This window comes from Microbacterium sp. MYb45 (assembly GCF_002979655.1).
In the GTDB taxonomy this organism is placed as follows: domain Bacteria; phylum Actinomycetota; class Actinomycetes; order Actinomycetales; family Microbacteriaceae; genus Microbacterium.
Genome location: NZ_PCPG01000007.1, coordinates 100,602 through 120,785 on the forward strand (window position 1 = coordinate 100,602; position 20,184 = coordinate 120,785).

Sequence of the window (20,184 nt, forward strand, 5' to 3'; positions counted from 1 at the left end):
AGAGGCCACCGCGCGGCCGCCGCGATCAGCGCGTGCGCGCCTCGGCGTTCGCGCGGGCGACCGGCACCAGACGGGTGAGCTGGGTGACGTGACCCGGCTCGAGCTCGGCCAGCGAAGAGACGCCCAGCAGCCGCATCGTGCGTTCGATCTCGCTGCGCAGGATGGCGATCGTGCGGTCGACGCCCTGGCGCCCTCCGGCCATGAGCCCGTAGAGATACGCGCGACCGATGAGCGTGAAGTCGGCGCCGAGAGCGACCGCGGCGACGATGTCGGCGCCGTTCATGATCCCGGTGTCGATCATGACGGTGAAGTCCTCGCCGACAGCCCGCCGGACCTCGGGCAGCAGATGGAACGGGATGGGCGCGCGGTCGAGCTGGCGCCCACCGTGGTTCGACAGGACGATGCCGTCGACGCCCGCATCACGCAGACGCACGGAGTCCTCGACGTTCTGCACGCCCTTGATCACGATCTTGCCGGGCCAGATGTCGCGGATGACGGCAAGGTCGTCGTAGCTGATCGTCGGATCCATCGCCGCATCCAACAGCTCGCCGACTGTGCCGCCGGTGGTGCTGAGCGACGCGAACTCCAGTTTGGGCGTCGTGAGGAAGTCGAACCACCACCAGGGGCGCGGGATCGCGTTGATGATCGTGCCGAGCGTCAGCTGCGGCGGGATGCTGAAGCCGTTGCGCTTGTCGCGCAGACGAGCACCGGCGACGGGGGTGTCCACGGTGAACTGCAGGGTGTCGAAGCCGGCCGCGGCCGCGCGTCGGGTGAGCTCGTAGGAGATCTCGCGATCGCGCATCACATACAGCTGGAACCAGTTGCGCCCGTCCGGATTCGCAGCCTTCACGCCCTCGATCGACGTGGTGCCGAGAGTGGAGAGTGTGAACGGGATGCCGGCGGCAGCGGCCGCACCGGCTCCGGCGACCTCGCCCTCGGTCTGCATCAGGCGCGTGAACCCGGTGGGCGCGATGCCGAACGGCAGGGCCGACGGACCTCCGAGGATCTCGGTGCTCGTGTCGACATCGGGTGCCGGACGCAGGATACCGGGGTGGAACTCGACGTCCTGGAAAGCCTGACGCGCTCGGGTGAGGGAGAGCTCGCCCTCGGCCGCACCGTCCGTGTAGTCGAACGCGGCCTTGGGAGTGCGCCGCTTGGCGATCAGACGCAGATCGTCGATGGTCAGCGCGGCGTCGAGGCGGCGCTTGCGGCCATCGAGCTCGGGCTTCTTGAACTTCATGAGATCGAGCAGTTCGACGGGGTTGGGGAGCTGGCGCTGCACCATGATGTGCCTCTCAGTTCTGGGGATGGATGTCGCGGGTGAGCCCCGCGGACGTGTAGTAGCCGGTGATGTGCGTGCGGACGAGGGTTCGAGCAGCCTCGACATCGGCGGCATCGATCGCGGCGACCAGTGCGTGGTGCTCGGCGCGGAGCCTGGTCGCCATCGCCGCCCAGTCCGGGATCGCCGCGACCCCCGCCTGCACGTAGGACTCGATCGAGGAGCGCAGGCCCCCCATCATCGCGGCGATGACCGTGTTCCCGCTCGCTTCCGCAAGCGAGAGGTGCAACTGGGCGTCGAGGGCGAGGAACTCCCCGGCGGACAGGCCGACGGCATCCATCGCCTCGAGCAGCTCGTGAGCTCGTGCGGTGTCGCGATCGGGCGAAGTGGCCAGGGCGGTGACGACCGCGTCTTCGAGGACGAGGCGGGTGCGCACGACATCATCCAGCGCGAAGCCCTGAGCCGCCACCTGCAGCCGCAGCAGCGCCGACATGCCACCGGTCGGCGTGGCGATGACGATGGCGCCGGACTGCGGACCGGAACCGGTCGCGGTGCGGATGAGTCCCATCACCTCGAGCACGCGGAACGCCTCGCGGACGCTGGACCTGCCGACGCCGAGCTCGGTCGCGAGATCTCGCTCCGACGGCAGACGGTCACCGGGCCCGAGTCGGCCGTCGAGCAGGTCGCGCTCGATGTGCTCGAGTACGAGCTGCCAGGCGCGCGCCGGCTGGTCGCTCATCGATCCTCCTGTGGTCTGACCACAGGTTAGCGCGTGTGGTCAGACCACGCAAACGAGCGCGCTCGATCGCCCCGCTGCACGCGCTGCGGGCCGGGTGCCAGGCGATCAGCCCAGGCGTCCTCCGGACTCCTCGAGATAGCAGGTGCCGCACAGGGACTCGTACGTCGTCAGCTCCGGCGAGGCCGACCCGATGGCCCCCTCGTCGATGGCGACCTGATCGCCGTCGAACACGAAGCGCCCGCCGACGACCCGGCCGTTGAACACGGCCTTCCGCCCGCACCGACAGATCGTCTTGAGCTCCTCCAGCGAGTGCGCGATCGCGAGCAGCCGGGCGGAGCCGGGAAACGCATGCGTGAGGAAGTCGTTGCGGATCCCGTACGCCATCACCGGGATGCCGTCTTCCACCGCGATGCGGAAGAGGTCGTCGACCTGAGTCGGCGTGAGGAACTGCGCCTCATCGATGAGAAGGCAGGCGACATCGGTGGGTCCCGCCGGGAGCAGCTCGTCGTCCGACGAATGCTGCATGCGCGCGCGGTGCTCCGCGAAGAGCGCTCGCGCGTCGTCGTCGGGGCCGATCAGGAAGTCGACCGGACGGGTGACGCCGAGCCGACTCTCGATCTCGGACGCCCCCTTGGTGTCGATCGCGGGCTTCGCCAGCAGCACGTGCTGGCCGCGCTCTTCGTAGTTGTACGCGGCCTGGAGCAGCGAGGTCGACTTGCCCGAATTCATCGCGCCGTAGCGGAAGTAGAGCTTCGCCACGGTCCGGACTCAGACGTTGATGCCGAGGGTGGCGGCGGTCGCCTCGGTGTACTGCTCCGCCAGCGCCGCATCCTTGTTCAGCTTCTCGCCGAACGTGGGGATCAGGGCGCGGAGTTCCGGCTCCCAGTGCGGATACTCGTCCGGGAAGCAGGCCTTGAGCAGCTCGAGCATGATCGGGACAGCGGTCGAAGCTCCCGGAGAAGCACCGAGGAGCCCGGCGATCGATCCGTCTGCCGACGAGACGACCTCCGTGCCGAACTGCAGGATGCCGCCCTTCTTCGGGTCCTTCTTCATGACCTGAGCCCGCTGACCGGCGTCGATGAGAGTCCAGTCCTCGTCCTTGGCCGTCGGCATGAACGTGCGCAGGCTGTCGACCTTCTTGGCGTGGTTCTTCAGCAGCTCACCCACGAGGTACGTGATCAGATCGGGGTTCTTCACCGCGACCTGCAGCATCGGCAGCAGGTTGTGCGGGCGCACCTGCGAGACGATGTCGAGCATCGATCCGTTCTTGAGGAACTTCGGGCTGAACGTCGCGAACGGCCCGAACATGAGCGAGGACTCACCACCGACGACGCGGGTATCGAGGTGCGGAACCGACATCGGCGGAGCGCCGACGGATGCCTGCGAGTAGACCTTCGCCTTGTGCTGCGCGACGACCTTCGGGTTCGTGGTCTTGAGGAACTGGCCGCCGATCGGGAAGACGCCGTAGCCCTTGATCTCAGGAATGCCGGAATTCTGCAGCAGCTTGAGCGCCCAGCCGCCCGCACCGACGAACACGAAGCGTGCCTTGATCTCGTTCGGCGTGCGACCGATGGTCGTGCGGTACTTGACCAGCCAGCCGCCGTCCTTCTGCTTCTTGAGGCTGCGCACCTCGTGGTTCGTGCGCAGCGTGACACCCGACTCGGTCAGGTGGTCGAAGAGCTGGTGCGTCAGGGCTCCGAAGTCGACATCGGTGCCCGCCGGCACGCGCGTCGCGGCGAACGGCTCACCCTTGCGGCGCTGCTGCATGAGCAGCGGCGCCCACTTGTTGATGACGCGGGAGTCCTCGCTGTACTCGATGCCGGCGAACAGCGGCTGCTCCTTCAGCACCTCGTAGCGGGCCTTGAGGTAGGCGACATCCTTCTCGCCGCGGACGAACGTCATGTGCGGAGTCGCGTTGATGAACGTCGACGGCGCGTCGAGCACACCCTTCTCGACCAGCGACGACCAGAACTGACGGCTCTGCTGGAACTGCTCGTTGATCGACACGGCCTTCGCCGGGTCGAGCGGAGCATCGCCCTGCTGCGGCATGTAGTTCAACTCGCACAGGGCGGCGTGCCCCGTGCCGGCGTTGTTCCACGGGTTCGAGCTCTCCTGAGCCACATCGGAGAGTCGCTCGAAGGCGACGATCTTCCACTCCGGCTGCAGCTCATGCAGGAGAGTACCCAGGGTGGCGCTCATGATGCCACCGCCGATCAGGACGACATCGACGTTTTCTGTCACCGAACCAGTCTAGTTCGCGGGCACGGGGTCGCAGACCATGCGTCCGACCCTGCCAGACCGGTTCGACATGGCGGGGATACCGTCAGGCTATGACCAGACGCTCCGCGAGGACCTCGGCGATCTGCACGGCGTTCAGCGCCGCACCCTTGCGCAGGTTGTCGTTGCTGATGAAGAGGACGAGACCCTTGCCCTCAGCTGCCGACTGGTCGGCACGGATGCGGCCGACGAAGCTCGGGTCCTTGCCCGCCGCCTGCAGCGGGGTCGGAACCTCGTCGAGTACGACGCCGGGAGCCGCGCTCAGGACCTCGCGGGCACGCTCGGGCGTGATGTCCCGAGCGAACTCGACGTTGATCGACAGCGAGTGACCGGTGAAGACCGGGACGCGCACGCACGTGCCCGCCACGCGGAGGCCGGGGAGTTCGAGGATCTTGCGGCTCTCGTTGCGGAGCTTCTTCTCCTCGTCGGTCTCGTTGTCGCCGTCGTCGACGAGGTTGCCGGCGAACGGGATCACGTCGAACGCGATCGGTGCGACGTACTTCTCGGGCTCGGGGAAGTCGACCGCCGAGCCGTCGTGCACGAGACGCAGGGTGTCGCCCTGAGCGAGCACGCCCTCGACCTGGCCGAGCAGTTCCTGCGCACCGGCGAGGCCGGAGCCGGAGACCGCCTGGTACGTCGACACGATCAGACGCTCGAGGCCGGCCTCGGCATCCAGCGCCTTCAGCACCGGCATCGCGGCCATCGTGGTGCAGTTCGGGTTCGCGATGATGCCCTTGGGGCGCTCATCGATCGCGTGCGGGTTCACTTCGCTGACGACGAGCGGAACCTCGGGGTCCATACGCCAAGCGCTGGAGTTGTCGACGACCACGGCACCGGCAGCGGCGAAACGCGGCGCGTAGGCACGGCTCGCGGTGGCCCCGGCGGAGAACAGGGCGATGTCGATGCCCGCGGCATCCGCCGTCTCGACGTCTTCGACGATGACCGTCGCCCCACCGAACTCGATCGCGGTGCCGGCGGAACGTGCGGAGGAGAACAGGCGCAGGTCGCGGATCGGGAACGACCGCTCGGCGAGAATCTCGCGCATCACGGTGCCCACCTGGCCGGTGGCGCCGACGATGGCGACGGAGAGTCCTGATTCGGAGATGCGGGTCATGATGTTCCTTGGCGTCGTGCGGTGCGGCGTACGAGGCTTCGGGCGCGGCGTCGGGATGCGGAAGCTGCGCCTGGCGCCGGTGTCAGGGTTTCGGTGAGTCTACCGCGGTCCGAGGCGATGCGGCTTCCACGCTGCACACGCCCGCACAGTCGGCAGGAAAGCGAAGGCGGATGGCAGAGATCAGCGTCCGGTGCCGGCGTGGACCGTGGCGTCGGAATCCCCGTCGAGTCCGTAGGCGGTGTGCACGGTGCGCGCGGCCTCGGTCAGGTCGGTGTCGCGCAGGACCACCGAGATGCGGATCTCGGACGTCGAGATCATCTCGATGTTGATGCCGCCGGCGGAGAGCGCCTCGAACAGCGTCGCGGAAACGCCGGAGTGAGTGCGCATACCCGCACCGACGACGGAGAGCTTGCCGATCTGGTCGTCGTGGATCAGATTCTGGAAGCCCACCTCGGTCTGATCCCCCGCCAGCGCCTTGAGCGCTGCCGCGGCATCCGCCTTGGGGACGGTGAAGGAGATGTCGGTGCGCCCGGTGGCCGAGACATTCTGCACGATCATGTCGACGTTCGCGCCGGACTTGGCCACGATCTTGAAGATCTCGGCGGCCTTGCCGGGGACGTCGGGCACGCCCGCGACCGTGATCTTGGCCTGGCTGAAGTCGGTGGCGACCCCAGCGACGATCGGTTCTTCCATGACTGCTCCCTCGGCTTCGCGAGGGTTCTTCATACCCTCGCCCAGAACGTACGTGCCCTCGGCCGACGAGAACGTCGACCGAGCGTGAATGAGGACCCCGTGACGGCGCGCGTACTCGACGGCGCGGATGTAGAGCACCTTGGCGCCGTTGGCGGCGAGCTCCAGCATCTCCTCGCTCGAGACGTGATCGAGCTTCTGCGCCTTCGGGATCACGCGCGGATCGGCGGTGAAGATGCCGTCCACGTCGCTGTAGATCTCGCACACGTCGGCGTCGAGCGCGGCGGCGAGGGCGACGGCCGTGGTGTCCGACCCCCCGCGACCGAGCGTGGTGATGTCGCGGGTGTCGCGGTTGAAGCCCTGGAATCCGGCGACGATCACGATCGCCCCCTCGTCGAGAGCCTCGCGCAGACGCACGGGAGTGACATCGACGATGCGGGCGGCACCGTGCTGCGAGTCGGTGATCATGCCCGCCTGGCTGCCCGTGAAAGAGCGCGCCTCGAAGCCCATCGAGTGGATCGCCATGGCCAGCAGCGCCATCGAGATGCGCTCTCCGCTGGAGAGGAGCATGTCGAGCTCGCGCGGCGCGGGAATCGGGGCGACCTCGTTGGCGAGCTCGAGGAGCTCGTCGGTGGTGTCGCCCATGGCGCTGACCGCGACCACGACGTCGTGACCGGCACGACGGGTGTCGACGATGCGCTTGGCGACGCGCTTGATGCTCTCTGCGTCGGCGACGGACGAGCCGCCGTACTTCTGCACGATGAGGGCCACGATCACTCCCTGGGATGTCGGGCGGATCCGCCCACGCTCATTCTACGATCGGCGCGTATGCCCCGTTGTGCATGTGTCACGGGGCGCGCGTGGGTCAGAGTGCGGGAGGGAGCGCCTGCGGAGAGGCCGGACGCAGACGGCCACCGGTGGCGGCGAACCAGCAGCCGACGATGATCAGCGGGAACCCGAGCAGCAACCCGGGCGTCAGCGGCTCGGCGAGGACGATCGCCCCGAGGATGATCGCGACCACCGGATTCACGTAGGTGAACAGCGGGGCGCGCACCGGTCCCACCTCGCGGATGAGGGCGAAGAACGCGAGGAACGCTACGGCCGTGCAGATCACGGCGAGCGCGAGGAGCGCGGCGATCGAGGGCAGCGTGGGGACCTCGTGCTGCGTGAGCAGACCGATCGGGAGGTAGAAGATGCCGATCATGAGCAGCGACAGGGTGATGGTGCCCAGCGAAGGGACGTCGTTGAGCTTGCGCGCCACGATGAACGGGGCGATCGCGTAGAGCACCGCCACCAGCAGGACTTCGCCGGCCGCCAGCAGGCTGACCTCGCCACCGAAGAGACCGGGACCGGCGACCACGATCGCGACGCCGATGAAGCCGACGAGCAGGCCGATTCCGCGAGTGGGCCGCAGCACCCCACGGTCGCCGCCGCCGAGAGCGATCAGCGCGGCGAAGAGCGGAACCGTCGCCACCAGCAGACCGGTCATGCCGGAGGGAAGCGTCATCTCGGCATGTCCGAGCAGCAGGAAGGGACCGGCCATCTCGACGGCGCCGAAGGCCAGCACCCACGGCCAGTGCTTCAGCGCAGCCCGAAGCGCGCCGCTGCGGATGGCGAACGGCAGGAGCAGCAGGGCGGCGATGAGAGTGCGCCCGGCGACGATCGCGGGCGGCGAGAACGACTCGACCGCGACGCTGATGAACAGGTACGGCACGCCCCACAGCAGGGCCATGGCCCCGAAGAGAAGCCAGCCACGACGCGAGAAGCCCGCGTTCGGGGTCACAGGATGCGCCGGCCCTCGAAGGCACGACCGAGGGTGACCTCGTCGGCATATTCGAGGTCGCCGCCGACCGGGAGCCCGGAGGCGAGCCGGGACACCGTGATCTGCATCGTCGTGAGCAGCCGACTCAGGTAACTCGCTGTCGCCTCCCCCTCGAGGTTCGGGTTGGTGGCGAGGATGACCTCCTGCACCGTGCCGTCGGCGAGACGTGTCATGAGCTGCGCGATGCGGAGGTCGTCGGGCCCGACGCCGGCGATGGGGCTGATGGCCCCGCCGAGCACGTGGTAGAGCCCGCGGAACTCGCGCGTGCGCTCGATGGCCGCGACGTCTTTGGCGTCTTCGACCACGCAGATCAGCGTCTGGCTGCGGCGCGGGTCGCGGCAGATGGCACACCGCTCCTGCTCGGCGACGTTGCCGCAGATCTCGCAGAACCGCACACGGGTGCGGATCTCGCTGAGGAGTTCCGCGAGACGGGCGACGTCGAACGTCGGCGTCTGCAGGATGTGGAACGTGATCCGCTGGGCGGACTTCGGGCCGATGCCGGGCAGGCGACCGAACTCGTCGATCAGCTCCTGAACGATGCCGTCATACATCAGTTGAACCTCGTCGGGGGCTCGTAGGGCTCTTCACGCAGGAACGTCGCGCCGAGCACCTGGCGGATCACGGCCTCGCCGTAGCGTTGCACTCCCCCGACCGAAGGAGCGCGCTCGATGACGACCGGTGGGGCTGCTGCCGCGCGCTGCGCCTGCGGGGCGGGCTGCTGCTGAGGAGCAGCCCGTGGAGGCACTGGCTCCCGCGGAGCAGGCTGCCGCGAGACCGGCGGCTCGTACGAAGGATCGTAGGGCGGCTCGTCATCGAAGGCCGGAGCCTCATCGTCGCCCGGAAGCGGAGGTTCGTCACGATCGACCGCACCATCGGATGGCGGGACGGGAGCGGATGCCGCTGCCTCGACCTCTTCGGGCTCCTCGTCGACGGGGAGCGGCGAAGACGGCGCGGGCGGGGCGCTCGCCGGCTCTTCCTGCGCGGTGGGGATCGGTGCGACCGCCCATTCGGTCACCGCGGATGCCGACGAGCCACGGACCTGCGAGCGGGAGGAACTCGCTGACGCAGGCTCCGATGCGGCAGCGGAATCGGCGGGCGCCGAGGGACCGGATGCCGCCGACTGGCGTGGAGCACCACCGGCAGGCATCGGTGCAGGAAGGTACTTCACCCGCACCCCGAGCTCGTGCTCGATCGCGGACCGCAGGTGGTCGGAGGGACCGGAACCGGGGGTCGTGCCCTTGAACTTCGCGACGTCGTGCTGGCTCGTGAAGCCCAGCGTCAGCACCTCGGTGTCAGTGACGTAGGCGAGCGGCTGCACGGCCGTGGCCAGCAGCCAGGATGTGCGGCTGATGCCTTCGAGCCGGGTGAGGACAGCGGGCCAGGACGCACGGATGCTGTCGAACGTGACCGGTCCTCGAGGAGCGGGAGGTTCGGTGGCAGCGGGTTCGGTGGCAGACGGTTCGGTGGCAGACGGTTCGGCGGCAGCAGGCTCGGTCGCGGTCTTTTCCTGCGCGGGCGCCTCGGCCCCGGCTGAACTCGGCGCCGCGGGTGTAGCGACGGCAGGCGCAGACGCAGGTGGCGTGTCCGACACCGATGGAGCGGGAGTGGGCACCGAGGCCGCAGGCGCCGAAACAGGCGCCGACGCTGCCGTGGGCCGCGTGGGCGCCGGGGCGCGCTCGGCAATGGGAGCCGCCGGCGCCGCAGCGGCAGCATCCGTCGCACTGGCAAGCACACGCGCCACCATGAGCTCGAGATGCAGGCGCGGGGATGTCGCCCCCGACATGTCGTCGAGGGCTGCGCTCACGACGTCGGCGGTGCGGGACAGGCGCGCGGCACCGAAGACCTCTGCCTGGCCGCGCATGCGCTGCAGGTCGTCTTCGGCGATCCCACGCAGGACGGCCGAAGCGCCGGCACCGACGGCCGCGATGACGATCAGGTCGCGCAGCCGTTCGAGCAGGTCGTCGACGAAGCGCCGCGGGTCTTGACCGGTCTGCACGACACGGTCGATGGCGGGGAACGCGGCGGCGGCGTCTCCGGCGGCGAGCGCGTCGACGATCTCGTCGAGGAGAGCACCGTGCGTGTAGCCGAGCAGAGAGACGGCGCGCGCGTAGCCGACCGTGACGGTCTCGGAACCGGCGGGTGCGTCGGATCCGGCGATGAGCTGGTCGAGCAGCGAGAGCGTGTCTCGCGGAGAGCCGCCGCCCGCGCGGACGACGAGCGGCAGCACGCCCTGCTCGACGATCACGCCCTCTTCGGCGCAGAGCTTCTCGACGTACTCGAGCATCGCTGCGGGCGGCACGAGACGGAACGGGTAGTGGTGTGTGCGGGAGCGGATCGTGCCGAGGACCTTCTCGGGCTCGGTCGTCGCGAAGATGAACTTGACGTGCTCCGGGGGCTCCTCGACGAGCTTGAGCAGCGCGTTGAACCCCTGTGGGGTGACCATGTGCGCCTCGTCGAGGATGAAGATCTTGTACCGGTCGCGGCTGGGCGCGAAGGTCGCCCGCTCGCGCAGGTCACGGGCGTCGTCGACGCCGTTGTGGCTGGCCGCGTCGATCTCGACGACGTCGAGCGATCCCCCGCCGGCGCGCGACAGCTCGACGCAGCTCGGGCAGACGCCGCACGGCACGTCGGTCGGCCCCTCGGCGCAGTTCAGGCAGCGCGCCAGGATGCGCGCCGAGGTCGTCTTGCCGCAGCCGCGAGGGCCGGAGAACAGGTACGCGTGGCCGACCCGATCGCCGCGCAGCGCCGTCATGAGGGGGTCGGTCACCTGGGACTGCCCGATCATCTCGCCGAACGTCTCGGGGCGGTAGCGGCGGTAGAGGGCTGTGGTCACCTCAACAGCCTACGGCGTGCCGCCGACCTTCGGCGGGTCGGCCGATCCACGGCGTCCGGCAGCGTCAATCGGTCGACTCGATCACCGGGATGGCGGTGGTGATGACGGGGACGGATGCCGACATCCGGGTGCCGTCGTCGCGGCGGGCGTCGGCGAACTGCCGCAGCGTCGGACGCCCGGGGATCAGCGGTCCCTGATCCGCCAGCGGCACGACGACCTCGTCCTCCACGGTCGCGAAATACGCGGTGTCCCGCACGCTGAAAGGCACCGGGGGGCCGCTGCGCACCTGCACGCGCAGCTCGTCCTTGGTGACCGAGACGTGCAGCGTGGATCCCTGCCACTGCAGCGGGAACGACAGCGACGGCCAGTCGGCCGGCAGGCGTGGATCGAAGCTCAGGTCGCCGGCATAGTCACGCATGCCGCCGAAACCGCACACCAGCGCCGTCCACACTCCACCGGCGGAGGCCACATGCACGCCGTCGGCCGCGTTGTGGTGCAGGTCGTGCAGGTCGACGAACAGCGACTGCTCGAAATACCTCTGCGCGAGATCCTGGTACCCGACCTCCGCGGCGAGGATCGACTGCACGACCGCCGAGAGCGTCGAGTCGCCCGTGGTCAGCGGATCGTAGTAATCGAAGTCGGCCTTCTTCTCCTCGGGCGAGAAGTGGTTCCCCTGCAGGAACAGCGCCAGCACGACATCCGCCTGCTTGAGCACCTGGAACCGGTAGATCACCAGCGGGTGGAAGTGCAGCAGCAGCGGTCGCTGCTCGGCGGGCGTGTTGGCGAGATCCCAGACCTCGCGCTCGAGGAACAGCGAGTCCTGCGGATGGATGCCGAGGCCCTCGCTGTAGGGGATGTACATCGCCTCCGCCGCGCGGTCCCACGCCTCGGCCTCGCCGACGCCGAGCCCCGTGCGATCGACGAGCTTCACATAGTCCTCGGGGTGGCTCTCCTTGATCTCGCGGACGATCTTCGCCGCGTAGCGGAGGTTGTAGCGCGCCATGACGTTCGTGTAGAGATTGTCGTTGACGACCGTGGTGTACTCGTCGGGCCCCGTGACGCCGTGGATGTGGAAGGTCTCGATCCCGTCGCCGGCATCCGCCTCCTCCACCAGCCGCGAGGCACGCCAGAAGCCGAGAGTCGCCCACAGCCGCGCGGTCTCGATCGCGATGTCGGCGCCCTCGCGCCGGAGGAACTCCTCGTCACCGGTCGCGCGCACGTACTTGCCGAGCGCGAAGCTGATGTCGGCGTTGATGTGGTACTGCGCGGTACCGGCCGCGTAGTACGCGGAGGCCTCCTCGCCGTTGATGGTGCGCCACGGGAAGAGCGCCCCCGCCTCGTTGAGCTGTGCGGCCCGGCGACGCGCAGCCGGGAGCATCTTCACCCGCGCCCGCAGTGCGTTGTATGCCCACCGCGGCGTCGTGTAGGTGAGGAAGGGGAGCACGTAGATCTCGGTGTCCCAGAAGTAGTGTCCGCTGTATCCCGACCCGGAGACGCCCTTCGCGGGGACGCCGGCGCCGTCTGCGCGGGCGGAGGCCTGAGCCAGCTGGAAAAGGCACCACCGGGTGGCCTGCTGCAGGTCGTCGCGGCCACCGATCTGCACGTCGCTGCGCTCCCAGAACGCATCGAGCCAGGCCCGCTGACGCTGGAAGACCGTCTCGACGCCCTCATCGGCCGCGCGGTCGAGCGAACGACGGCAGCGATCGACGAGCTCACGCGGCGGTACGCCCCGCGAGGTGTGGTAGCTGACGAGCTTCGTGACCGTGATGGGGACGCCGGCCTTCGCCTGCACGCGGAACACGTTCTTCGCGATGTCGGGCTCCACGAGCGTGCGGGCGTTGTACTCGTTCTCGGTCTCGACCACGTGGTCGGCCACGACGGCGACCGTCATCCCGGAGTCGGCGACCCGGTACGACAGCGCGGAGCGCAGCCCGTCCTGCCAGTGCTCGGCAGGCTCCAGCACGCGGTCGGCGATCTTCTCGGCCTTGCGAGGATCGAAGGCAGCGGCCTTCGTGCCGATCGGAGTGCCGGCGTACACGCCCGCACCGTCCTGGCGGTTCAGCAGCTGGCAGCTGATGGTGACCGGGGCATCGGCGTTCTCGACGACGACCTCGAGCCGCAGCACGGCGAGGTGCCGCTCCTCGAAGCTCACGATGCGCTCGTCACGCATGCGCACACGCTTGCCCGACGGGGTCTCCCAGACCACGTGACGCTCCAGCACTCCGGTGCGCAGGTCGAGCGTGCGGCGGTACTCGCGCACGTCGGCGTCGTCGAGGGAGATGGGTTCGTCGTCGACGTAGACGCGCATGACCTTGGCATCGGGAGCGTTGACGATCGTCTGCCCGACCTCGGCGAAACCGTAGGCCTGCTCAGCGTGCCGGATCGGCCAGGTCTCGTGCAGCCCGTTGATGAACGTGCCGTGCTCCTGTGCGCCGCGGCCCTCGATGTGGTTGCCGCGCAGGCCCAGGTAGCCGTTGCCGACCGAGAACAGCGTCTCGCCGACGCCCTCCTCCGAGTAGTGCGTGTCGATCAGTCGCCAGGGGTCGACGGGGAAGCGGTCGCGGTCGATCATGCGGTCTCCGGGATGTCGGTGCGGGTATCGGGGACGAACACGGCCAGGTCGTCGACGACGACGGTGGCGCCGGCGGCACGGAGCGCCTCGGCACCGGCACCGCGGTCGACGCCGATCACGCTCGCATAGCCGGCGGCAGCGGCGGAAGCGGCCCCGGAGGTGGCATCCTCCACGGCGACCGAGCGGGCCGGGTCGACACCGAGCGCCACCGCGCCCGCGGCGAACATGTCGGCGGCGGGCTTCGACGCGAGACCGTCGCGCTCGGCCACGACCCCGTCCACGACGATCCGGAAGAAGGAGCGGATGCCGGCGGCGGCCAGCACCTCCTCGGCGTTCTTGGAGCTCGACACCACGCCGAGCGGGATGCCGGCGGCATGCAGAGCCTCGACGACCGCGAGTGAGCCCGGGTACGGCGCGATGCCCTGCCCGCGCAGCGACTGCGCGAAGGCGGCGTTCTTGCGGTTGCCGATCCCGCAGATGGTCTCGGCCGAGGGGTCGTCATCGACCTCGCCCCAGGGCACCTCGACGTTGCGACTGCGCAGCAGACTCGCCACTCCGTCGTAGCGCTTCTTGCCGTCGACGTAGTCGTAGTAGTCGGCATCGGTGTACGGCGACGTGATGCCCCAGCGGGCGAACACGTCGTCGAACACGACCTTCCAGGCGCGCATGTGCACCTCGGCGGTCGGAGTGAGCACGCCGTCGAGGTCGAACAGTACGCCGTCGGCGTGGAACAGGTCGGGCAGTGCTTCTGGCACAGAGCCTCCAGGAGAAGGGCGATCGTCGGGCCGGCACCTCTCCGTGCCACTGTGCAAGCGTAATGCGGTGGCGCTTCAGGAGGTAACCCCGGCGGACGGATCAGAGCAGTTCGGCCGTCTGCCGGGCGATCTGCAGTTCCTCATCCGTCGGCACCACGAGGACCGTCACCGGTGAGGTGTTCGTGGAGATGCGCCGGATGCCGCGTTCCCTCGCCTCGTTGCGGGCGGCATCCATCTCCACACCCGCGAATCCGAGGGTCGCCATCGCGGCCGCCCGCACCGGCGCCGCGTTCTCGCCGACGCCGGCGGTGAAGGAGATGACGTCCACTCCCCCGAGCTGCGCGATGTACGCGCCGGCATAGGCGCGCAGGCGGTGCACGTACACGTCGAAGGCGAGCATCGCGGCGTCGTCCCCCGCCTCCACCCCGGCGAGGATGTCGCGCATGTCGCTCCGACCGGCGAGGCCGGCCAGCCCGCTGCGGGTGTTGAGCAGCGAGTCGAGGTCGTCGATCGAGAGGCCGGCACGACGCGACAGGTGCACGAGCGCGGCGGGGTCGATGTCGCCGGAGCGGGTGCCCATGACCAGGCCCTCGAGCGGGGTGAGCCCCATCGAGGTCTCGACCGAGCGACCGCCGTCGATCGCCGTCACCGACGCCCCGTTTCCGAGGTGGAACACGAGCTGTCGGAGACTGCCGAGGTCGCGGCCGAGGAACGCCGCCGCGGCCTCGCTCACATACTGGTGGCTCGTGCCGTGGAAGCCGTAGCGGCGCACCCGGTGCTCCGCGGCGAGCGCGGCGTCGATCGCGTAGGTGTACGCGGCGGGCGGGAGCGTCTGGTGGAACGCCGTGTCGAAGACGGCGACGTGCGGAACCTGATCGAACACGGCGCGGGCGGCGCGGATGCCGGCCAGGTTCGCGGGGTTGTGCAGCGGCGCGAGCACAGCGAGCTCATCGATCTGCCGCTCCACATCGGCGTCGATCAGCGTCGGGGCGTAGAAGCGGGCGCCCCCGTGGACCACGCGGTGCCCCACGGCGACCGGGCGGTGTTCCTCGAGAGACGGGCCGTGCGCGGCGAACTGCGCGCGCATGATCTCGAAGGCGGCGGCATGATCGGCGATCGGGCGCTCGTCGCGATACGTCGCGTCCAGCATCGTCGGCATGGCCGTGCCGTCGGACTCGGGACGCACGGTGTGCGCGACCGGGCTGGCGTCCTGGCCGATGCGCTCGATGAGCCCGCTCGCCAGCAGGTTCTCCTGCTCGATGTCGATCAGGCTGTACTTCAGCGACGACGAACCGCTGTTGATCACCAGGATCGCGCTCATGCGTGCTCTCCCTGCGCCTGGATCGCGGTGATCGCGACGGTGTTGACGATGTCGTCGACCAGGGCGCCGCGGGAGAGGTCGTTGATGGGCTTGTTGAGCCCCTGCAGCACCGGTCCGATGGCGACGGCGCCCGCCGATCGCTGCACGGCCTTGTAGGTGTTGTTGCCGGTGTTGAGGTCGGGGAACACGAACACCGTCGCCCGTCCGGCCACGGCGGAGCCGGGGAGCTTGGCCTTGGCGACCGCCGCATCCGCCGCCGCGTCGTACTGGATGGGGCCCTCCACCGGCAGCCCCGGTGCCCGCTCGCGCACGAGGGCGGTCGCCGCGCGCACCTTGTCGACGTCGGCGCCGGTGCCGGATTCTCCGGTCGAGTACGACAGCATCGCGACGCGCGGATCGATCCCGAACTGGCGCGCCGTGGTCGCGGAGGAGATCGCGATGTCGGCGAGCTGCTCGCTCGTCGGATCGGGGATCACGGCGCAGTCTCCGTACACGAGCACACGGTCGGCGAGCGCCATCAGGAAGACACTCGAGACGACGTTCACCCCCGGCTTCGTCTTGATGATCTCGAACGACGGGCGGATGGTGTGCGCGGTCGTGTGCGCGGCGCCGGAGACCATCCCGTCGGCGAGGCCGAGATGCACCATCATCGTGCCGAAGTAGGACACGTCGGTCACGGTGTCGGCCGCCTGGGCGAGCGTGATGCCCTTATGGGCGCGGAGGCGCGCGTACTCGGCGGCGAAGCGCTCCACCAGCTCGGGGTCGGTCGGGCTGAGCACCTGGGCCGCCGCGATGTCGACACCGAGCTCGACGGCCCGCGCCCGCACCGAGGCCTCGTCCCCCAGGATCGTCAGGTCGGCGACCTCCCTGGCCAGCAGCGTGGCGGCGGCGCGGAGGATGCGGTCGTCTCCCCCTTCGGGCAGCACGATGCGGCGACGGTCGGACCGGGCACGCTCGATGAGCCCGTACTGGAACATCAGCGGCGTCACGACGCGCGACTCCGCGAGCCCGAGCTTCTCCGTGAGCTCGGCGATGTCGACATGCGCCTGGAACAGGCCGAGCGCACGGTCGTACCGGCTGCGGGAATCGGCCGAGATCCGGCCACGGGCGCCCATCACCCGTACCGCGGTGTCGTACGTGCCGAGGTCGGTGGTGATGATCGGAACCGTCGAGGCGAATCCGTCGAGCAGCTGGAGGATCGGCTCCGGCAACGGGAACGGGCCGTTCAGGATGATGCCGGCGATGCGCGGGAACGTGCCGGAAGAATCGGCCAGCAGCGCAGCGAGGAGCACCTCGGTGCGGTCGGCGGGGATCACCACGACCGCCTCTTCGGTGAGCCGCGGCAGCACGTTGACCATCGACATCCCGGCGACCACGATCGTCAGCGCCTCCGCCGCCAACCGGTCGTCGTCGCCCTTGAGGAGCTTCCCGTCGACGGCTGCGAGGATGCCGCTGATCGACGGGGCGACCAGCGCACGGTCCTCGGGGATCGCCCACACCGGCGTGCGCTCGTCGTGGAGGACCGCACGCACGGCATCGATCACGGCGTCGAGCGCGTCGGGGTCTGCCCGGTTCACGGCGACCGCGAAGAGTTCGGCCCGTTCGGCGGCGAGCTCGGACAGCGCCAGCTCTGCGATCTGTCCGACGGCAGCGGCTGCGCGAGCGGTCGTCGTGCCCAGCTGCTCCGCCTGGCGCTGCTGATCACGACCGCTGAGGACGAGCATGACCGGCGCCCCCAGGTTGGCGGCCACACGCGCGTTGAAGCCGAGCTCTGCAGGGCTGGCGACATCCGTGTAGTCGCTGCCGATGATCACGACGGAGTCGCACTGCGCCTCGACCGCCTTGAACCGCGCGACGATCGTCGACAGCGCCACTTCCGGGTCGCTGCGCACGTCGTCGTAGGTGACGCCGATGCAGTCCTCGTAGTCGAGCTGCACGCCGTCGTGCGCCAGCATCAGCTCGAGGATGTCGTCGCGTTCGGTGACGGATCGCGCGATCGGACGGAACACCCCCACCCGCGGCGACACGCGCATCAAGGCGTCGAGCGCCCCGAGGGCGATCGTCGACTTTCCGGTATGGCCTTCGGCCGAGGTGATGTAGATGCTCTGCGCCACGGCTTCAGCTTAGGCGCGGCATCCGTGAACCCATCGGGCATCCCACCGGAACTATTGCGCCGGCGTCACTCGCACGGGCCCGACAGCGCGTCGACGACCGCCGTGGCATCCGCCTGGAACCGCGAGTAGTAGTCGCGGTCCATGTTGATCTGCACCCGATGGATCGCGTGCGAAGGCGTCATGCTCTGCCAGTCGGGAAGCCGTCCGAGACGGTCGAAGAACAGGGTCGCGGCGGTCGCCGGGTCCATCCGCTGCTCGGCACTCCCCCACCAGTCCTGCTGCTGGAACAGCCCGATGCTCGTGGTGCGCGAGCCGTCGGGGTTGGTGAACCCGCTCGTCTCCCAGTCGCCGTAGTCGATGTTGCGCAGGCTGCTCTCGCCCATCGCGGTCATCACCCCGAGGATCTGTCCCTCTCGCGGGAAGCCCAGCCCGGCCGCCGTGCGCACGATGGTCGCCGCATTCTCGAGCTGCTCTCCGCTCCACCCCTCGATGCCCGCCTCCGGGAACGTCTGCGGCTCGTCGATGCAGATCGGCGCCGGGTCGTGCGCGAGCCCGAGCGGGATGAGGGCCAGCAGCCCGCCGAGCACCAGGACGGCCGTGGTCGACACGAGCACCCGCTGCAGGATCTTCCGGCGGCGGAGCCGGATCGCCGCCTGCCGTCGCGTGCCGGGTTTGCGCCGCCGCGCCGTGCTCTTCCGCTTCGATCTCGGCTTCGTCGTCGCCCGCCTGCGCTTCGCCGGCGACGCCGCGCGTCGAGGACTCATGCCGCGAGCGCTCCGCGCTCTGTTCGCGGGCGACGGCCGACGAGGGCGGCGAGCCCGCCACCGATCGCGCCGAAGAGGTGACCCTGCCAGGAGATCCCCTCGGCGACGCCGAACACCCCGGCCAGCATCGTGGCACCGTACAGGGCGAGCACGATCAACGCGATGACGGCGTAGAGGATCCGGTGGGCGACCCGGCCCGGCGCGAACACCCGCATCACGACGTAGCCGAAGTAGCCGAACACGAGTCCGGAGGCGCCGACCGTCAGGGTTCCCGGGGCGTTGAACACCCAGGTTCCGATGCCGCCGACGATCGCGACGATGGCCGTGACCGTCCAGAACCGGCGGGTGCCCTCCACCGCGACGAGGCAGCCGAGCACGAGGAACGGCACCGAGTTCGCGATGAGGTGCTGCCAATTCGCGTGCAGGAGCGGGCCGAGCAGGATTCCGCCGAGACCCGAGACGTCCCAGGACCGCAACCCGAAGCCGGTGAAAGATCCCGGCAGGATCGCATCGGCGAACTGCACGACCCACATCGCGACGAGCAGGAGCACCGGCGAGGCGAATCGGCCGAGCGGATGCTGCACCTTCGGTGGTGGGGAGACGGTCACCGGATGATTGTCGCAGGTGCAGCCAGGAGACGACTGAGCATCCGGCGGATCACCCGCAGAAAAAGAAAGTGACCCTCCGCGCACCCAGCAGAGCCCGGTTACCCTTGCTGCGTTTCCGCCCTGGGGGAATTGGCCTGGATGCCGCCACGCGGAGAGCCGTCAACCATCCTAACCCGATGCGCCGGGTGGTTCGAACCGTCACCGCGGATGGCGGCGAGCTCAGGGGAACCTGCCAGAGCGTTACCCCCTCCACAGGGTTACGATCGAGTAACGCGCACCGCAGCGCCGATGTGAGAGGGAACGCATGCCCGAGAACGCCCCCCTGGCCCCGGTGACGATCGACGCCGAGCGGTTCGCCGCGCAGACCTCCGCGATCCTCGGCTCCATCGGCCAGGTCATCGACGGCAAGCCCGATGCCGTGCGCAGCGCGCTCGTCTGCCTCCTCGCCGAGGGGCACCTGCTCATCGAAGATGTACCCGGCGTCGGCAAGACGATGCTCGCGCGGGCACTGGCCGCGAGCGTGGACGCGACGGTGCGCCGCATCCAGTTCACCCCCGACCTGCTTCCCGGCGATGTCACCGGCGTCTCGGTCTACAACCCGGTCGATCGGGAGTTCGAGTTCAAGCGCGGCGCGGTGTTCGCCCACATCGTGATCGCCGACGAGATCAACCGCTCCTCCCCGAAGACGCAGTCCGCGCTGCTCGAGGCGATGGAGGAGGGACAGGTCACGGTCGACGGAGCCACGCACATGCTGCCGAAGCCGTTCCTGGTCGTGGCGACCCAGAATCCGCTCGAGATGGAGGGCACCTATGCCCTGCCCGAAGCGCAGCGCGACCGCTTCATGATGCGCATCTCGATGGGATACCCGGATGCCGCAGCCGAAACCCTCATGCTCCGTCAGCGCGATGTGGTGAGCCCGCTCGCCGCGGTGACGCCCGTCGCCGATGCGGCATCCATCTCGGAGCTCATCGCGTGGGCGCGCTCCGTCCACGTGGCACCGGCACTGGAGGAGTACACGGTCGCCCTCGCGCAGTCGACCCGCTCCGACCCGAACCTCCACCTCGGGGCGAGCCCGCGCGCCACCCTGCAGCTGATCAGGGCGGCGAAGGTGTGGGCCGCCCTCGACGGACGCGACTACGTCATCCCCGACGACATCACCGCGCTGCTGATCCCCGTGCTGGCGCACCGGCTGCTTCCCGCACGCGGCGCCCACCGTGCCGGCGCACAGCCCGTCGAAGCCGCACTCACCCAGATCGTCGAGCGGGTGCGCGTGCCCGTCGCGACCCGCTCCTGACC

16 protein-coding genes and 1 other RNA gene are annotated in these 20,184 nt (G+C 69.4%); 1 reads left to right on the forward strand and 16 read right to left on the reverse strand.

Annotated features, from left to right (window positions below; translation table 11 throughout):
- Positions 1–25: 25 nt before the first annotated feature.
- The 16 genes from CQ034_RS13045 to ffs all read right to left on the reverse strand — a co-directional run bounded on the left by CQ034_RS13045 (position 26) and on the right by ffs (position 19,049).
- Positions 26–1,285, reverse strand: coding sequence for an alpha-hydroxy acid oxidase (locus CQ034_RS13045; RefSeq protein ID WP_105711363.1), 1,260 nt, complete (start codon positions 1,283–1,285; stop codon positions 26–28).
- Between the two features lie 10 nt (positions 1,286–1,295).
- Positions 1,296–2,018, reverse strand: coding sequence for a FadR/GntR family transcriptional regulator (locus CQ034_RS13050; RefSeq protein ID WP_105711364.1), 723 nt, complete (start codon positions 2,016–2,018; stop codon positions 1,296–1,298).
- 105 nt (positions 2,019–2,123) lie between these two features.
- On the reverse strand, positions 2,124–2,777 hold the full coding sequence (locus tag CQ034_RS13055) for a thymidine kinase (RefSeq protein ID WP_029261042.1): 654 nt from the start codon (positions 2,775–2,777) through the stop codon (positions 2,124–2,126).
- A gap of 9 nt (positions 2,778–2,786) precedes the next feature.
- The gene (locus tag CQ034_RS13060) at positions 2,787–4,259 is read right to left on the reverse strand and encodes a malate:quinone oxidoreductase (protein WP_105711365.1); all 1,473 of its coding nucleotides are present in this window, start codon (positions 4,257–4,259) and stop codon (positions 2,787–2,789) included.
- An 82-nt stretch (positions 4,260–4,341) separates the two neighbouring features.
- The gene (locus tag CQ034_RS13065) at positions 4,342–5,409 is read right to left on the reverse strand and encodes an aspartate-semialdehyde dehydrogenase (RefSeq protein WP_029261040.1); all 1,068 of its coding nucleotides are present in this window, start codon (positions 5,407–5,409) and stop codon (positions 4,342–4,344) included.
- A 180-nt stretch (positions 5,410–5,589) separates the two neighbouring features.
- The gene (locus tag CQ034_RS13070; protein WP_029261039.1) at positions 5,590–6,870 is read right to left on the reverse strand and encodes an aspartate kinase; all 1,281 of its coding nucleotides are present in this window, start codon (positions 6,868–6,870) and stop codon (positions 5,590–5,592) included.
- A gap of 94 nt (positions 6,871–6,964) precedes the next feature.
- Positions 6,965–7,882 carry a DMT family transporter gene (locus CQ034_RS13075; RefSeq protein WP_105711366.1) on the reverse strand — a complete coding sequence of 306 codons (918 nt, stop codon included), beginning with the start codon at positions 7,880–7,882 and terminating at the stop codon, positions 6,965–6,967.
- A complete protein-coding gene (gene recR / locus CQ034_RS13080; RefSeq protein WP_029261037.1) occupies positions 7,879–8,472 on the reverse strand; it encodes a recombination mediator RecR in 594 nt (197 codons plus the stop codon). The genes CQ034_RS13075 and recR overlap by 4 nt, the downstream gene beginning before the upstream one ends.
- Positions 8,472–10,754 carry a DNA polymerase III subunit gamma and tau gene (locus CQ034_RS13085; protein WP_105711367.1) on the reverse strand — a complete coding sequence of 761 codons (2,283 nt, stop codon included), beginning with the start codon at positions 10,752–10,754 and terminating at the stop codon, positions 8,472–8,474. The genes recR and CQ034_RS13085 overlap by 1 nt, the downstream gene beginning before the upstream one ends.
- 64 nt (positions 10,755–10,818) lie before the next feature.
- Positions 10,819–13,326 carry a glycoside hydrolase family 65 protein gene (locus CQ034_RS13090; RefSeq protein WP_029261035.1) on the reverse strand — a complete coding sequence of 836 codons (2,508 nt, stop codon included), beginning with the start codon at positions 13,324–13,326 and terminating at the stop codon, positions 10,819–10,821.
- Complete coding sequence (locus CQ034_RS13095; RefSeq protein WP_105711368.1) at positions 13,323–14,081, reverse strand: HAD family phosphatase; 759 nt, start codon at positions 14,079–14,081, stop codon at positions 13,323–13,325. Before CQ034_RS13095 ends, CQ034_RS13090 begins: the two co-directional genes overlap by 4 nt.
- A 100-nt stretch (positions 14,082–14,181) precedes the next feature.
- Positions 14,182–15,402, reverse strand: coding sequence for an acetate/propionate family kinase (locus CQ034_RS13100; RefSeq protein WP_029261033.1), 1,221 nt, complete (start codon positions 15,400–15,402; stop codon positions 14,182–14,184).
- Positions 15,399–17,516, reverse strand: a complete 2,118-nt coding sequence (gene pta / locus CQ034_RS13105) for a phosphate acetyltransferase (RefSeq protein ID WP_105711369.1) — start codon at positions 17,514–17,516, stop codon at positions 15,399–15,401. Before pta ends, CQ034_RS13100 begins: the two co-directional genes overlap by 4 nt.
- Before the next feature lie 65 nt (positions 17,517–17,581).
- Positions 17,582–18,280: a hypothetical protein gene (locus CQ034_RS13110; RefSeq protein ID WP_181156315.1), complete on the reverse strand. Its 699-nt coding sequence runs from the start codon at positions 18,278–18,280 to the stop codon at positions 17,582–17,584.
- Positions 18,277–18,888 (reverse strand): rhomboid family intramembrane serine protease, encoded by a 612-nt coding sequence (locus CQ034_RS13115; RefSeq protein ID WP_105711370.1) that lies wholly within the window; start codon positions 18,886–18,888, stop codon positions 18,277–18,279. The genes CQ034_RS13110 and CQ034_RS13115 overlap by 4 nt, the downstream gene beginning before the upstream one ends.
- 64 nt (positions 18,889–18,952) lie before the next feature.
- Positions 18,953–19,049: signal recognition particle sRNA small type (gene ffs, locus CQ034_RS13120), an RNA gene on the reverse strand.
- A gap of 143 nt (positions 19,050–19,192) precedes the next feature.
- Here ffs and CQ034_RS13125 point away from each other — a divergent pair.
- Positions 19,193–20,182, forward strand: coding sequence for a MoxR family ATPase (locus CQ034_RS13125; protein WP_105711371.1), 990 nt, complete (start codon positions 19,193–19,195; stop codon positions 20,180–20,182).
- Positions 20,183–20,184 lie beyond the last annotated feature (2 nt).